Consider the following 15,068-nt stretch of genomic DNA (forward strand, 5'->3'; position numbering starts at 1 on the left):
TTAATTGGTAATTTATTACGGAATAAAATTACTTAATGGAACCTAAAATTTTATGACAATTATCAGGTTTGCAATTTATGTTTTCGGGTCTGTTCTAAACAACTGTATCAGGTCAAATATTAACACACAAAAAACTACCCAGATGAATCCGGCAATAAATCCGCCAGCGATATCTGATGGAAAATGAACTCCCAAATAAATTCTGCTTATACCTATGCTTAGAATAATAGTAATTAAGGCGATAATCAATACATATTTTATCACCTTTTGAATATTGAACTTGGTGACTAGAAAAATTAAGAATCCGTAGAATGCCATAGCACTCATTGCATGACCGCTAGGGTAACTCAGCGTTTCTACAGAAACGAGATGTTCTATTCCTGGTCTTGCGCGATCAATAAAACGTTTTAGCATCATATTCGAAATTGTTGCCAATGCCAATACCATGGTCGCTTGTACAACATATTTCCAACGTTTAAATACCAATAAGGATATTAAAAGGAATATTACTAATACAATTAAATATCCGTACGTATCACCAACATTAGTCATAAACTTAAAGTAAGATGTTAAGCCCGGTGATCGATGAGAAATTACATAATCGGTAATCGTGGTGTCATACGTAGCAAGGGTTTCTGTTTTTAAAGTTTCAGTTAATTCTACAAATAAATTTATACCGCCTACGACTATTATCAAAGCTACAATAACCGTAATAACGTATGGTAAGGTGGTATTGTACTGGTTTAATTTATTCGCTAAAAATTCTCGAAGCGATTTTATAAATGTGTAAAGCGATTTTTTCATGAAACGTACTATTGATTATTTTGTAAACATAGTAGATAATGGGCATATCTTCTGTTTCAAATAAATTGATAACTGACTCGATTGAGTTAATGCCTAAATTTTAAATCAGGTAACCTAGTTTTCAAATTTGGACAGGTATACCTTGAACCCTTATCTTTATGCGATAATAGAATTGTTAGAAATTATGAAATCACCCAACTGGAAAACAGCTATAGAATTTGATGATATTACCTATAAAAAATGTGACGGCGTAGCGCGTATTGCGTTTAACCGACCAAATGTTCGAAATGCTTTTAGACCACATACGACAAGCGAGCTAATTAAAGCTTTTTATGATGCTCAAGAAGATACTTCTATCGGCGTGGTTTTGCTTTCTGCGGAAGGACCTTCTACAAAAGACGGAATATGGTCTTTTTGTTCTGGTGGAGATCAAAAGGCTAGGGGAGAGAAAGGCTATGTTGGTCAAGATGGTCAGCATCGTTTAAATATATTAGAAGTTCAGCGGATGATTCGCTTTATGCCAAAAGTGGTTATTTGCGTTGTACCGGGATGGGCCGTTGGTGGCGGACATAGTTTGCACGTAGTTTGCGACATGACGTTAGCTAGTAAAGAACATGCTATTTTTAAACAAACCGATGCAGATGTAACCAGCTTTGATGGCGGATACGGTTCTGCTTACTTAGCTAAAATGGTGGGACAGAAAAAAGCACGTGAAATATTCTTTTTAGGCAGAAACTATTCTGCACAAGATGCTTTTGATATGGGTATGGTAAATGCCGTAATACCACATGACGAGTTAGAAGATACTGCTTTTCAATGGGCACAAGAGGTTTTAGAAAAATCGCCTATTTCAATAAAAATGCTAAAATTCTCTATGAACCTTACCGACGACGGAATGGTGGGACAACAAGTATTTGCAGGTGAAGCAACAAGATTAGCCTATATGACCGAAGAAGCTAAAGAAGGTAGAAATGCTTTTCTAGAAAAACGTAAACCAAATTTTGGAAAGGATAATTGGCTACCTTAATATAGCTGTTGGCTGTTGGCTGTGGTAAAAAAGTTCATTTTTCCTTGGAAAAATGAACTTTTTTAGGCTAAAGGCTAAAGGCTAAAGGCTAAAGGCTAAAGGCTAAAGGCTAAAGGCTAAAGGCTAAAGGCTAAAGGCTAAAGGCTAAAGGCTAAAGGCTAAAGGCTAAAGGCTAAAGGCTAAAGGCTAAAGGCTAAAGGCTAAAGGCTAAAGGCTAAAGGCTAAAGGCTAAAGGCTAAAGGCTAAAGGCTAAAGGCTAAAGGCTAAAGGCTAAAGGCTAAAGGCTAAAGGCTAAAGGCTAAAGGCTAAAGGCTAAAGGCTAAAGGCTAAAGGCTAAAGGCTAAAGGCTAAAGGCTAAAGGCTAAAGGCTAAAGGCTAAAGGCTAAAGGCTAAAGGCTAAAGGCTAAAGGCTAAAGGCTAAAGGCTAAAGGCTAAAGGCTAAAGGCCAAAGAAGCAACTGAAAACTGATACTGCCAACTGAAAACTGAAACACCTGTAACTAAAAAGAGTCCGATCAGTGAAGATCAGACTCTTTTACGAGAACACTATATGAAAATGAAAATTTTTAATTCGTTTTTAATAACACTGTAAATGTATATATCATTCAGGGTTCTTTGAAACTATTGTTGCCACACATGAGAATTTTGTTGTGAACTGCTTAAAAAATGTGGTATTGCATTTAAAAGGTTAAAGTTTTGCCCTTTTTATCGAATAGAAACTATTATTTCTTTCAACAGTGTGTTGAATTGCTCGTCGGTCTGTTCTTTTAGTCCGGTTCTGACTATCACAAGATCTTTAGACGGTATAATAAAGATGCGTTGTCCTTGAAATCCGTTTACCGAATATAGGTCTGTGGGAATGTCCTCATATTTACCTTCTGCATTCAGCCAAAAGTGTGCGCCGTAGGTTCCGTTAGAATTAATTGTAGGCTTGGCTACATAGTCTGACCAAGATTCTGAAAAGATTCGATTACCATTCCAATCTCCCTTATTCAAGTAAAGTAATCCGAATTTAGCCCAATCTCTCGTTGTTGCCCATCAGTATGATGACAAAATATAGTTGCCAGATAAATCAGTTTCTAAGAGCATAGAGTTCATTCCTATTTTATCGATTAGTTCTTTATACGGGAAATCTAAATATTCTTGATGTGTAGCAAACTGCTCTCTTAGAATACCAGAAAGTAAGTTAGTGGTGCCAGAAGAATAGTTCCACACTTCTGTTGGTTCGGCGACTACTTTTTTATATCGCTGCGCCAAAGTCATATCAGAATCTAAGAAAAGCATCTTTGTAACATCAGATATTTTAAAATAGTTCTCGTCCCATTCCAATCCGCTTTGCATACGTAAGAGGTGATTAAGGGTAATATCGGGCTTGTGGTTCTTCATGCTCATTTCCTTTGCAAATGGCTTAAATTCCATATCGATGTCATCTTGGTACTCTAAAATACCATAAAGCGTAGCCAATATACTTTTGGTCATTGACCACCCAAGAATTTTTGTATCCTTAGAAAATCCGCGTATATAACGTTCTCCAATAATTTGGTTTTTATGCACTACTAAAAGAGATCTGGTTTTTTGTTCGGGATCCTGAAAAGCATTTTCTAATGCTACTTCTAATTTATCATAAGCTACATTTTCTAGTACCGTATCGATAACACCGTTGTTTCCATATGGGAAAGGCAGTGAATCTTTCACTTGAAACCTATTGGGTACAATGTCGAAATTATGCTTAGAAAACTCTTTGTTGGTAAGTACAGCCCCAAGTCCTTCTTTATAAACCGCTATTCTAGGCATTAGACCGTATACCTTGGCAGTGGCAGATTTATTCTCATTTGTAACCTCTGTATCTGCCAATTTGATCAAAGGCATATCATTATCGTTCAATGTTATATCTACAGCATCTCTATCAGCAATAAATACCGTAGAAGCCATATTTTTAGAAGCATATCCAGATATTAGATTAAGTTTGGGGTAGTTAAAATATGCCGCGGCAATGATACCTACTAAGACAATGCCTAAAAGCAGTTTTGTTTTCTTCATTCTTAATATGTTCTGAATAAGATTAAAATGTGTTGATATCTTAGGTTAAGATAGACTTCTTTTTTACCTGAATTATTTGACTTTCTCCCAAGTTTTATCTGATGTAAGTTTAAAACTACCAACATGGTTAAAGTTACATTCTTGAGGTAAAATCAATGATAGAAATGTACTTTCATCTTTAGCTTTATACAAGTGATATACCTTACCTACAATGGGTTCGAAATTGAATTTTGCACTGTATACCAAATTATTGTATTCAAAATTTGCCATCAGTTTCTTGTACGTTTCTTGAAGTGCTTCATATTCTGCCTTAAACTGATTATTAGCACTAACAATGTGTGTATTCTTCCAAGAAGTTACGTCTGGCGGAGTAATTTTTGGTGCTGATACTCCGGTTGCAAAAGGGGATAGTTTTCCGTGATACTCTTGGGTATCTTCATTGAAAACTACATTATCTGGTTTTTTTTCTTTTTTCATAGCGATACAAATTTAAAGAAAAGCCTGCATTTATCACTTGCAAGATTATAGGGGTATAGGTATCTTCCATTTTTCAATTCCGAATTCAACAAAACATCCTAATTCTAATGGCTTTTAAATCTGTCTTCTACTCCCTACTATTATGTGCCATTGTATCTTGTAACACAGAAAAACGTTCAAAAGAAGTGGTGCTTTATGAAAATTATTGTGCCAGCTGCCACATGGCACCGAATATCAATGATTTACCAAAAGATATATGGCGAGATAATATACTACCAGATATGGGTGCTCGATTAGGAATTATTACACCAGATAAACACCCCTATTATAAGCTTTCTTTCGATGAACAGGCAGCTATTATAAAATCTGGAATATACCCAGGTAAACCATTAATTAATGAACAAGACTGGCAACTATTGGTCGATTACATTATTAGTTTGGCGCCAGATAGCGTAGTCAACAATCCGCTGAAAATTGAAAACGATAAGCTTTCACAATTTAATACCAAGCCAGTAGCTTTAGATAGTATAAAGGGTAATCTGTACACTTTTTTAAAGATTGATACACTCCATAATCAAGTACTTACTGGAGATAGGAGAGGAGTTTTAAGTAGCTATGATCTGCATACAGGCGAAAATACGTATTTGGGTAATACTGATTTAGCTATTACAGATGCACGACTAATTGGCGATAGTATATTTGTTACCACTATGGGCGTAATGGATCCTTTTGAAATACCTAGGGGGAAGACCATTCTCAAAAGTGGAAGTGCTACAGCTATTTTACAGGATTCGTTACATAGACCTGTACATACTTTGTATATCGATTTAAATAAAAACGGAAACGAAGAAATTATTATAAGTGAATTCGGTAACCTAAAAGGTAAACTTACACTGCTTGAAAAAGACAAATACGGATTCTATAAAAACACAACATTACTTAATGTACCTGGCACCATAAGAGTTATCGCTATGGATATGAATGCAGATGGTCAAGAAGATTTAGTAGTCATGGCAGCGCAGGGCGATGAAGCGATATATATATTATATCAAAAAGAAAATTTGACTTTTGATACTGAAAAAGTGATTCGCTTTAGTCCCGTATATGGCTCTAGTTGGTTTGAACTGGTAGATTATAATGGTGATGGTTTCGACGATATCATTACAGTTAACGGTGATAATGCCGATAAATCTATATTTCATAAACCTTACCACGGCATGCGAATTCATATCAATGATGGAAAGAATAATTTTACCGAAACTTTTTTCTACCCCTTAAACGGTGCTACTAGAGTTGTTGCCAATGATTTTGATGAAGACGGCGATATCGATATTGCGCTGTTAGCGACTTTTCCTGATTATGAAAAGCACCCAGATTATAATTTTGTTTATTTAAAGAACGAGGATAGTGAAAATTATTCTTTTAAATCTGAGCATTTTGCAGATATTAATATGGGTAGATGGTTTTTGATGGATGCCGCCGATATTGACGGTGATGGCGATAAAGATATGGTGCTTAGTGCTTTAAATTATTCTTTTACCGAGGTGCCTAAAGACATCAAAAAAGCTTGGGACGAAAGTTATACCGACCTTTTAATTTTAGAAAATAAACTACATTAGTAGTTATGATAAAAAGGTTGTCCATTTTTTTTCTGCTATTAATAGCTTTTGGCTGTTCAGATAAATCTTTGGATAAAAAATATAAGTGGGTTCCTTTACAAGTAACTGCAACTGCATATAATTCGGTTCCCAACCAAACATCATACGAGCATCCTGCAATTACTGCCTGGGGAGATTCTATTAAACCGGGTCAAAAATGGATAGCGGTATCTAGAGACCTATTAAAAAAAGGACTTGCATATAATACCTTAGTGAAAATCGACACCTTTGAAGGTATCTATATCGTTAAAGATAAAATGCATTCGCGATGGCGCAACCGTATTGATATTTATATGGGTGAGAATATTAACCAAGCGAAAGAATGGGGAAGAAAAAAAATCACCATTTCATATGCCGTTGAAAAAGATAGTTTACAAATTGCGGAATGATGAAAAAACGTATACTTTATTTTATTCTGTGTCTGGTCTTGGTATCGTGTTCTGCTACCAAAACAATTGTAGAACACCCAATTACCTTTAATGAAGAACGAAAAATACTGACATTAGAATATTTGCAGAATAGATACGGATTAGAGCAAGATTCCCCTAAAATTGAGCCCAAAATGATTGTTTTACATTGGACGGTCATTCCGACTTTTCAAAAGTCATTTGAAGCTTTTGATCCGGTTACGTTACCCAATTGGCGACCAGATATTAAAAATGTAAGTGGCTTAAATGTCTCTTCTCAATTTATGGTCGATAGAGATGGTACTATTTATCAACTATTACCAGAAACTACTATGGCGCGACATGTCATTGGTTTAAATCATTGCGCGATCGGAGTGGAGAATGTTGGCGGCACCGAAGAACTGCCATTAACAAAAGCGCAATTAAAATCTAATATTTGGCTGGTGAAGTTTTTGAAAGATAAATATGATATCGACTACGTAATCGGACACTACGAATACACCCTTTTTGAAAATCACCCTTTATGGTTAGAGACCGATGAGGGCTATAGAACTGTAAAAACAGATCCAGGACCTGAATTTATGGAGAATGTGAGAAAGGCAGTGAAAAATTTAAATTTTAAAGAATTACCCAACAAACAATAAAAAACATCTAAAGAACAGCAATAAATGAAAAACATATTTCTATCTATATTAAGCTTATGCTCGCTTTCGGTATTAGGGCAATCAGATAATATAACCACCCAATTATATGATACCTACGAAAATTATAAAGAAAGTTCTATTGGCAAACGACGTATTAAAAGAACCGATATTCAACCGCTTATCGATAAACTTTCTGCTAACAGCAAGTTTAAAGTAAGTACTGTTGGTAAATCTATTGGTGGCAAAGATTTAAGTCTTATTAGTATTGGAACAGGAGAAACCAATGTATTCCTCTGGTCTCAAATGCATGGCGATGAACCAACGGCTACACAAGCTATTTTTGATATTCTTAATTTCTTTGACAGCGCTGATTTTGAAAAGGAGAAAGAGGCCATTCTTGCCAACTTGACTGTTCACTTTTTACCAATGCTGAATCCTGATGGGGCTGAGCTTTATCAACGTAGAAATCTGTTAGGTATAGATATTAATAGAGATGCGTTGCGTTTACAGTCTCCCGAATCTCAGACCTTAAAACGAGTACGCGATAGTCTTAATGCCGATTTCGGATTCAATCTTCATGATCAAAGCACATATTATAATGCGGAACGTACCGAAAAGCCTGCTACAATATCTTATTTGGCTCCGGCTTATAATTATGAGAAAGATATCAATGAAACCCGCGGTAATGCGATGAAAATCATCGTTTTCATGAATGATATTCTACAGAAATATGCACCGGGACAAGTTGGTAGATATAATGATGATTTTGAACCAAGAGCTTTCGGAGATAATATTCAAAAATGGGGGACAAGCACTATTTTAATTGAATCTGGTGGATTTGCTGAAGATGTAGAAAAGCAAGAAATTAGGAAACTAAATTATACCTCTATCTTATCTGCAATTTATACTATTGCTCAAAAATCTTATGAGGCTATCGGAATTGAAGAATACGAGAAAATTCCGCAGAACGATAGAAAACTGTTCGATTTGAAAATTGTCAATGCGAGCTATGAACTTATGGGTAATACCTATTCAATTGATCTAGGTATTCACCAAGTAGAAGTTGATTACCCAGATCACAACTCTTTTTGGTATAGTAGTAGAATTTTAGATCAAGGAGATTTGTCTACCTATTACGGTTATGAAACATTAGACGCTACTGGGTACACGATAAAGCAAGCAAAGGTTTATCCGAAGAACTTAACGAATTTTGATGAAGTAAAAGCGTTGAATTTTAAAGATGTTTTGAAAAAAGGGTATGGTTATGTACGTGTATCATCTATTCCTTTAAAGAATATTAATTCACCTTTTCCGGTTCATATATTAAGTCCAAAATTTATAATTCCTATATTAAATTTAGCTCCTGGTATCAACCCGACCTTCTTTTTAGAAAAAGCGGGTATTATAGAATATGCTGTGATTAACGGATTTTTGGTTGATTTAAAAAAACAAGATATACATGTACCAAACGGAATGATCTTTAGATAACAAGTTTAGATTTTAAGCATAAAAAAAGGGAAGCAATAGCTTCCCTTTTTAATAGTATTTAATCCTAAAGTTTATAAGCTATCTTCTGCATCTAAAAGTGCAAAGAACTTATCTAAGTTAGGTAAAATGATGATTTTAGTTCTTCTATTCATCGCCATGTTTTCTTTAGTATCATTTTCTACTAAAGGCAAGTAGCTACTTCTACCAGAAGCGATAAGTTGAGAAGGATCAACATCATATTCTTTCTGTAATTTACGAACGATTGAAGTTGCACGTTTTACACTTAAATCCCAGTTATCGGTTACCATCGGAGTATTGATTGTTCTAGCATCAGTATGACCTTCAACCATAACTTCCATACTTGGCTCTGATTTAATTACATCTGCCAATTTTTTAAGAATTTTATCAGCTTTGCTACTTACATTATAACTTGCTGTGTTGAATAATAATTCATCAGAGATGTTGATCATTACTACAGTCTTGTCAATGCTAACATCGATATCTTCTCCTTCTTCAGAAATTGATTGTTTCAATTTATAAGAAACTGCCAAATTCATAGAATCTTGTAATGTTTTTGCACCTGCTAATTTTGCTGGATCTACATTTTTCAATGTATTTCTCATCTTAGCTTTTGTATTATTGCTCATAACCGCAACATCATCAACACTTGTGAACTGACTATCGTTCATTTCTTTCAATGAGTTGATTTTTGAATTGTACTCTTCAACACGAGCTTCAATTTTTGTCATTTGAGCTTGTAGCTCTTCTTTCTCAACTTGAGTCTTTTGTAGACTACTTTGTGTTTGAGATAAGTTATCTTCTAAAGCAACATATTTCTTTTTAGAAACACATGAAGTTAAAAGTGCTATCGATAAAATAGTAACTAAGGATACTCTTTTCATTTTATTCTCTTTTAATTAATATTAGTGTAATCGGTTTTATATACGGCACAAATCGATAAACGGATGTTTAAACCTTTACTCAAATATCCTTCGCGCTGAAACTTTATTACTCAACAAAATGATTATCAATAAGTTGTTGTTTTCACTTTAGGGCAAAAAAAAAGAAGCATTTTCATGCTTCTTTCTATATTTTCATCGGTAATTACCTATTCGCAACCACCTGTAAATCCGTTTGCACTAAACTTGGTCTGTACTGCACCTTGTCTAGAACCTGTGTTGATTTCAATCGCTAAATTATTTTCGCCACTACCATCTCTTTTTGGACTACAGTATTCGAATAAGTAAAAGCTGTTCGCTCTTTCAGAAACCTTTTCAGAGATATCTCTAAATGTTCTTTCTAGTTCATCTTTATTCTGTGCGAATACACTTGCCGTCTTACCAATAGCAGATAATACTTCGGTATCTATTTCTGCACCTAAACCAATACTAAAGAATGATATGTTAGCGTTCGCGTCATTAACTTTTTTCAAAGCAGCGTCTTCTGTAAATCTAGAAGCTTGATCGGTACCATCGGTAAATATAACTACAGATGCCGCCCCAATTTTACCACCAGCGGTAGAGACCTTAACTAATTCTGAAGCAATGTCGGTAGATTTTATAACCGCACCATATAAATCTGTCGATGGGTCATTACTAATATCATTGGTAATACCATCAACAGCATCTTTAAGCTCTGCTCTTGAAGTTGTCAATGCATTTAATAAATGCAACTCGTCTTCTCCATCAAACCAGTAAATAGCCATTTTTACAGACTCTTGTGGGGTAGATGGCATAACTGCATCGATAAAACTTGTTGATGCTAACTTCAACTCATCTAAGCTACTGCTTAATACACTATTACTTAAATCTAATACCAATAAGGTATTGTTAGAAAATATCTGCGAGTTCGGAGAAATACGTGCCGAAGATTCTGATGTAGATATCGTTTTAAAACAATCGTCGTTTCTGCCTTGCTCGTAAATAGTGAATTGATTTGCTGTTAAACCTGGAACCGGATTACCGCCTGTATCAGATACTCTAAAGAAAACAGATACTTTACCTGGTAGGGTGGTATATTGTTCTTGTATAGATAAAACCAATTCTCCTTCTTCAAGTCCTAAACAATCATCAACTTCAGTTCCTTTTCCTAAGCCGTCGCCTGTAATTAAATCTAAGTTTACATCATCATCTGCATTGCCACAAGAAACAAGTAGTGTTAAGATAAATAACACACTAAAGGACTTCAAAAAATTTTTCATATTAATTCATTATAGGTTCAACTAGCAGAACGGACAAAGTTTATTTAAATTATGGGGAATAATAAAATAAATGTTAAAGATTGTTAAAGCGGAAGCTGTTCCTTATCTAAAGTTCTCAAAAGTCCTATATTTCCTTAGGTTTAAGACAAATACACTTTAGAAATATTAGCCTTAATTTTACTACATTAGAAGGTGTAAAAACTAGTATCTATGACCCATGAATTCAAGAAGATTATTAAAGAGTATAGCATTGCTACTTCTGCAAACCTAAAATGTGTTTTGGCAACTGTTGTCGATTTAGATGGTTCTTCGTATCGCAAGCCTGGTGTGCGTATGCTTATTCGTGAAGATGATATAATGATCGGTGCGGTCAGTGGTGGCTGTGTTGAGAAAGAAGTATTGTTTCAGGCACAATCTGTTTTTGAAAATCAAACCTCAAAATTAATGACCTATGATGGTCGATTTAGATTAGGCTGTGAAGGTATATTATACATTATGCTAGAATCTTTTTCACCAAGCGATGCGCTGATAGAAGTTTTTAACTCTGTCATTGAAAATCGTGAATCTTTTGAGGTTCGTATCTCATATAAAAAGGAATATGGTATTATGGACGGATATGGTAGCTTCATAAACCTATCTTCAAAGTCCTACACTTTTAATAAGAACACCAAAGAACAGTCAAAAGCTTTAATCTTTACCCAATTAATGCAACCGTGCCAACGCCTATTATTAATAGGAGGTGAGCATGATGCTGTTCAATTAGCACATTTCGGATTAAGTATGGGGTGGGAAGTGAATATTGCCGTAACTCCGAAAGAGAATAAATCAATTTCAGATTTTCCTGGTATAGATGCTTTACTGGACTATGAACCCGAAGATTTTCCTGTTGAAACAATAGATAAGAATACAGCCATTCTTTTAATGACGCATAGCTATGTTAAAGATTTGAAGTATTTAATGATGCTTAAAAATAGTAGTCCGACCTATTTGGGAGTCTTAGGACCTATAAAACGCAGAGAGAAATTACTATCTGAATTGGTAGAGCATGATATAGATATTGATTTAGATTTTATAGAAGGTATTCACGGACCAGCAGGATTGAATATCGGAGCTGAAACTCCCCAAGAAATAGCAATTTCTATATTGGCTGAAATTTTGACCGTCATTCGTAAAATGAAACCCGTAATGTTGAAAGACAGATTGAAACCGATTCATAATTGAAAACAGATTTAGATATAGCAGTACTAATAATGGCAGCTGGCGCCTCTAAAAGAATGGATGGCATCAAGCAATTAATGCCTTGGAAAGATTCTAATTTCTTATTAGAAACTATTAAAACTGTTCAAAATACCAATGTAAATTCATTGCATGTTGTCTTAGGCTCAAACGCTGAATTTATTACTAATCAGTGTAGATTAAAAGAAAAAAATATAGATGTTATCATTAATTCAAATTGGGAAAACGGATTGGGTGATAGTATTGCAAATGGAGTTAAAGTATTACTTAAACAAAGACCTACCTTAGACGGAATCTTAATTTGCCTTGCTGACCAGCCTTTATTGAGTTTTAAATACTTAAATTCCTTAATGGTAGAGTACGTAAAACATCCTTCAAATATCATAGCAACAAACTATGGTAAAAAGGTAGGTGTACCCGCATTGTTTCCTAAATTGCTGTTTGAAGAGTTATGTACGTTAAAAGGAGATTTCGGCGCTAAAGAAATTTTGAACAATAAGAACAATGCTATTATTCCATTAGACGCGGCAGATCAAATTGTTGATGTAGACACAAACCTAGAATATCAGAATCTAATAAATCGAACCAATAACACGCTTAACACATAACATGATCAACTTAAAATATACAGTTCTTGTCGTACTTACTTCCTTACTTTCCACTCCAATACTAGCCCAAGAAATGGGTTTTGAAGAGTATAATCCGACATCTACTTTGGTGGTACCGGGTAATGAAATTACCAAAGCAAAATTCCCTTTTATAGATGTACATAGTCATCAAAACGACATGTCTGTCGAGGCTCTAAAGGGTTTAGTAGGTCATATGGATGCTATGAACGAAGCAATTATGGTGAATTTAAGTGGACGCTCAGGAGAAAGTTTAAAAGAGAAAATCGATAATATAAACAAGAGTTACCCTAACCGGTTTGTAGTTTTTGCCAATGTAGATTTTGAAGGAGCAAAAGATATGGAATGGGGAGAAAAAGCTGCTGCGCAATTAGAACAAGACATAAAAAACGGAGCTAAAGGTTTGAAGATTTTTAAAAGTTTAGGCTTGCGTAATAAAGATGCTAATGGTAATCGTTTGGCGATAGATGACCCTCGACTGGATCCTATTTGGGCTAAATGTGCCGAAATGGGCGTACCCGTATTGATTCATGCTGCAGATCCAGAATCTTTCTGGGATGATATGGATGCCGATAACGAACGTTGGTTAGAACTTAAGACCCACCCTAGAAGAAAGCGTACGGCAACAGATCCCGCACCATTCGAGCAGATTATTCAAGAGCAACATAATGTGTTCAAAAAACACCCAAATACCAAATTTATAAATGCACACATGGGCTGGCATGCGAATAACCTTAAGAAATTGGGAGAATTATTAGATGAAATGCCAAATATGAATGTGGGCATATCGGCTGTAATTGCTGAACTTGGTAGACAACCGCAGAATGCTAGAGCATTTTTTATCAAATATCAAGACAGAGTGTTATTTGGAAAAGATAGCTGGAAACCAGAAGAATTCCCTACATACTTCAGGGTTTTGGAAAGTAACGATGAGTATTTTCCGTACTACAAAAAATACCATGCATTTTGGGCAATGTACGGATTGAACTTACCTGACGATGTGTTGAGAAAATTGTATTACAAGAATGCGCTAAACCTTATTCCTGGTTTAGATACATCGTTATTTGAAAAGTAGATTATATTTTTTTTAGTACTACAACTTCTGCTTTAACGGGAATATCTTTAACATCTTGAAAAATACCACATGATACTTGCTTTTTAGCTAGTGCTGGGGTATTTTTTCTTTTTGTCAAAGCCTCAATTTGCGGATTTAAATACTGCATATCAGATTATTTTTTTAATAAAACGCACATATATATCTCATGTTGTACTAGTTAGAATTATTTTACTCTAATTTAAAAAAGAATTTACACTGAAGTGTGATAAAGTTCATAAAACTCATACTAATGGGTAAATAGGTTTTTATACATGCAAAAAGAAGCAGTCTTTACTGATTTAATACGAGAGCATCAGGCGCTGTTATTTAAAGTGACTTCCGTTTACACCGATAATAAAGAAGATCAAGAAGACCTATTTCAAGAAGTTGTATATCAGTTGTGGAAGTATTTTGATTCATTTCGTAACGAATCAAAAATAACAACTTGGATGTATCGAATTGCAATGAATACATCGATTACATTTATCAAGAAAAAAAAGAGAAGACCAGATTCCGTTCCAGTGGCAGAGGTCTTCAGTATACAGTCAGATACGAAAGATGATGAATTCGAAGAAAGATTAAGATTACTGTATCAGCATTTACATCATTTAAATACCTTAGAAAAAGGACTCATTTTTCTTTTGCTAGAAGGTAAGAGTTACAAAGAGATAGCACAGATTACAGGATTAAGTGATAGTAATGTAGGGACAAAAATATCTCGGGTAAAGAAAAAATTAAAAACGAACATGACAAATCATTAAATCATGGAACTAGAAGAACTACAATCAGCTTGGGCACAAATGAGCGAAGAGCTCAGTGATCAAAAAAAATTAACGAACCAACTAATATTAGATATGACAAAGCAGAAATATCAGAATAAATTTACTACCATAACCAAATATGAAAATTTAAGCGCTGTAATCTGTTTTGCTGTGGCATTCTTCGTACTGCTAAGCTTTGATAAATTAGACACTTGGTATTTAATTGTCTGTGGTATTTTCACACTTTCTTTTCTTATAATACTACCCATATTGGTGTTGAGCACGCTAAAAAAAATTAAAGATATAGATATATTAAAAGGATCGTACAAAGAGAATTTAAGTGCCTATCTAAAAACAAAAAATAGACTTTTAAAGCTACAGCAAATTGGTATTTTAGTAGGGTTTGTTGGCTTGGTATTCATAGCTCCGGTGACTTCGAAAATCATGTCCAATAAAAATGTTTTTCTAACAGGTTTGAGAACAGAACAATATGTGATTTTTGCGATTACCTTGGTAATATTAGCATTTTTTTGTAATTGGGCCTATAAGGGTTATCAGAAGATAACTCAATCTGCCCAAGAGTTGATTCAAGAATTAGAGTAAAT

17 protein-coding genes are annotated in these 15,068 nt (G+C 34.6%); 10 read left to right on the forward strand and 7 right to left on the reverse strand.

Features of this window, described 5'->3' with window-relative positions; translation table 11 throughout:
• Positions 1 to 75: 75 nt before the first annotated feature.
• Entirely contained in the window at positions 76 to 804 is a 729-nt protein-coding gene (locus ACPF9A_RS20160) for a phosphatase PAP2 family protein (protein WP_423999866.1), read from the reverse strand.
• 184 nt (positions 805 to 988) lie between these two features.
• On the opposite strand from ACPF9A_RS20160, the gene ACPF9A_RS20165 reads away from it, so the two are divergent.
• The gene (locus tag ACPF9A_RS20165) at positions 989 to 1,831 is read left to right on the forward strand and encodes a 1,4-dihydroxy-2-naphthoyl-CoA synthase (protein ID WP_291790819.1); all 843 of its coding nucleotides are present in this window, start codon (positions 989 to 991) and stop codon (positions 1,829 to 1,831) included.
• Between the two features lie 704 nt (positions 1,832 to 2,535).
• Here ACPF9A_RS20165 and ACPF9A_RS20170 read toward each other — a convergent pair.
• The 3 genes from ACPF9A_RS20170 to ACPF9A_RS20180 form a co-directional block, all read right to left on the reverse strand.
• The gene (locus ACPF9A_RS20170) at positions 2,536 to 2,826 is read right to left on the reverse strand and encodes a hypothetical protein (RefSeq protein WP_423999868.1); all 291 of its coding nucleotides are present in this window, start codon (positions 2,824 to 2,826) and stop codon (positions 2,536 to 2,538) included.
• Between the two features lie 42 nt (positions 2,827 to 2,868).
• Positions 2,869 to 3,870, reverse strand: a complete 1,002-nt coding sequence (locus tag ACPF9A_RS20175; RefSeq protein WP_423999870.1) for a serine hydrolase domain-containing protein — start codon at positions 3,868 to 3,870, stop codon at positions 2,869 to 2,871.
• Positions 3,871 to 3,942: 72 nt separating this feature from the next.
• Entirely contained in the window at positions 3,943 to 4,347 is a 405-nt protein-coding gene (locus tag ACPF9A_RS20180) for a DUF2452 domain-containing protein (protein WP_133687572.1), read from the reverse strand.
• A gap of 107 nt (positions 4,348 to 4,454) precedes the next feature.
• Between ACPF9A_RS20180 and ACPF9A_RS20185 the strand changes: the two genes are divergently transcribed.
• The 4 genes from ACPF9A_RS20185 (at position 4,455) to ACPF9A_RS20200 (ending at position 8,544) form a co-directional block, all read left to right on the forward strand.
• Positions 4,455 to 5,966, forward strand: coding sequence for an FG-GAP-like repeat-containing protein (locus ACPF9A_RS20185; RefSeq protein WP_423999872.1), 1,512 nt, complete (start codon positions 4,455 to 4,457; stop codon positions 5,964 to 5,966).
• A 68-nt stretch (positions 5,967 to 6,034) separates the two neighbouring features.
• Positions 6,035 to 6,394, forward strand: a complete 360-nt coding sequence (locus tag ACPF9A_RS20190) for a 3D domain-containing protein (protein WP_423999874.1) — start codon at positions 6,035 to 6,037, stop codon at positions 6,392 to 6,394.
• The gene (locus ACPF9A_RS20195; RefSeq protein WP_424004541.1) at positions 6,394 to 7,056 is read left to right on the forward strand and encodes an N-acetylmuramoyl-L-alanine amidase; all 663 of its coding nucleotides are present in this window, start codon (positions 6,394 to 6,396) and stop codon (positions 7,054 to 7,056) included. Before ACPF9A_RS20190 ends, ACPF9A_RS20195 begins: the two co-directional genes overlap by 1 nt.
• Positions 7,057 to 7,080: 24 nt before the next feature.
• Positions 7,081 to 8,544: a M14 family metallopeptidase gene (locus tag ACPF9A_RS20200; protein ID WP_423999876.1), complete on the forward strand. Its 1,464-nt coding sequence runs from the start codon at positions 7,081 to 7,083 to the stop codon at positions 8,542 to 8,544.
• 71 nt (positions 8,545 to 8,615) lie between these two features.
• Here ACPF9A_RS20200 and ACPF9A_RS20205 read toward each other — a convergent pair whose 3' ends face one another.
• Both ACPF9A_RS20205 and ACPF9A_RS20210 read right to left on the reverse strand, forming a co-directional pair.
• Positions 8,616 to 9,446 (reverse strand): OmpA family protein, encoded by an 831-nt coding sequence (locus ACPF9A_RS20205; RefSeq protein WP_423999878.1) that lies wholly within the window; start codon positions 9,444 to 9,446, stop codon positions 8,616 to 8,618.
• Between the two features lie 206 nt (positions 9,447 to 9,652).
• Entirely contained in the window at positions 9,653 to 10,744 is a 1,092-nt protein-coding gene (locus tag ACPF9A_RS20210; protein ID WP_423999880.1) for a vWA domain-containing protein, read from the reverse strand.
• A gap of 210 nt (positions 10,745 to 10,954) precedes the next feature.
• Between ACPF9A_RS20210 and ACPF9A_RS20215 the strand changes: the two genes are divergently transcribed.
• The 3 genes from ACPF9A_RS20215 to ACPF9A_RS20225 are packed head-to-tail and all read left to right on the forward strand — an operon-like array spanning position 10,955 to position 13,681.
• Positions 10,955 to 11,965: an XdhC family protein gene (locus ACPF9A_RS20215; RefSeq protein WP_423999882.1), complete on the forward strand. Its 1,011-nt coding sequence runs from the start codon at positions 10,955 to 10,957 to the stop codon at positions 11,963 to 11,965.
• Positions 11,962 to 12,588 carry a nucleotidyltransferase family protein gene (locus tag ACPF9A_RS20220; RefSeq protein ID WP_423999884.1) on the forward strand — a complete coding sequence of 209 codons (627 nt, stop codon included), beginning with the start codon at positions 11,962 to 11,964 and terminating at the stop codon, positions 12,586 to 12,588. The genes ACPF9A_RS20215 and ACPF9A_RS20220 overlap by 4 nt, the downstream gene beginning before the upstream one ends.
• Before the next feature lies 1 nt (position 12,589).
• A complete protein-coding gene (locus tag ACPF9A_RS20225; protein WP_423999886.1) occupies positions 12,590 to 13,681 on the forward strand; it encodes an amidohydrolase family protein in 1,092 nt (363 codons plus the stop codon).
• 1 nt (position 13,682) lies between these two features.
• Here the strand turns inward: ACPF9A_RS20225 and ACPF9A_RS20230 are convergent, their stop codons facing one another.
• Positions 13,683 to 13,829 carry a hypothetical protein gene (locus ACPF9A_RS20230; RefSeq protein ID WP_423999888.1) on the reverse strand — a complete coding sequence of 49 codons (147 nt, stop codon included), beginning with the start codon at positions 13,827 to 13,829 and terminating at the stop codon, positions 13,683 to 13,685.
• Between the two features lie 145 nt (positions 13,830 to 13,974).
• Here ACPF9A_RS20230 and ACPF9A_RS20235 point away from each other — a divergent pair, with 145 nt between their 5' ends.
• Together ACPF9A_RS20235 and ACPF9A_RS20240 are read left to right on the forward strand one after the other, a co-directional pair.
• Positions 13,975 to 14,463: an RNA polymerase sigma factor gene (locus ACPF9A_RS20235; RefSeq protein WP_423999890.1), complete on the forward strand. Its 489-nt coding sequence runs from the start codon at positions 13,975 to 13,977 to the stop codon at positions 14,461 to 14,463.
• 3 nt (positions 14,464 to 14,466) lie between these two features.
• A complete protein-coding gene (locus ACPF9A_RS20240) occupies positions 14,467 to 15,066 on the forward strand; it encodes a hypothetical protein (protein ID WP_423999892.1) in 600 nt (199 codons plus the stop codon).
• Positions 15,067 to 15,068 lie beyond the last annotated feature (2 nt).

This window comes from Maribacter sp. IgM3_T14_3 (assembly GCF_049603095.1).
In the GTDB taxonomy this organism is placed as follows: domain Bacteria; phylum Bacteroidota; class Bacteroidia; order Flavobacteriales; family Flavobacteriaceae; genus Maribacter.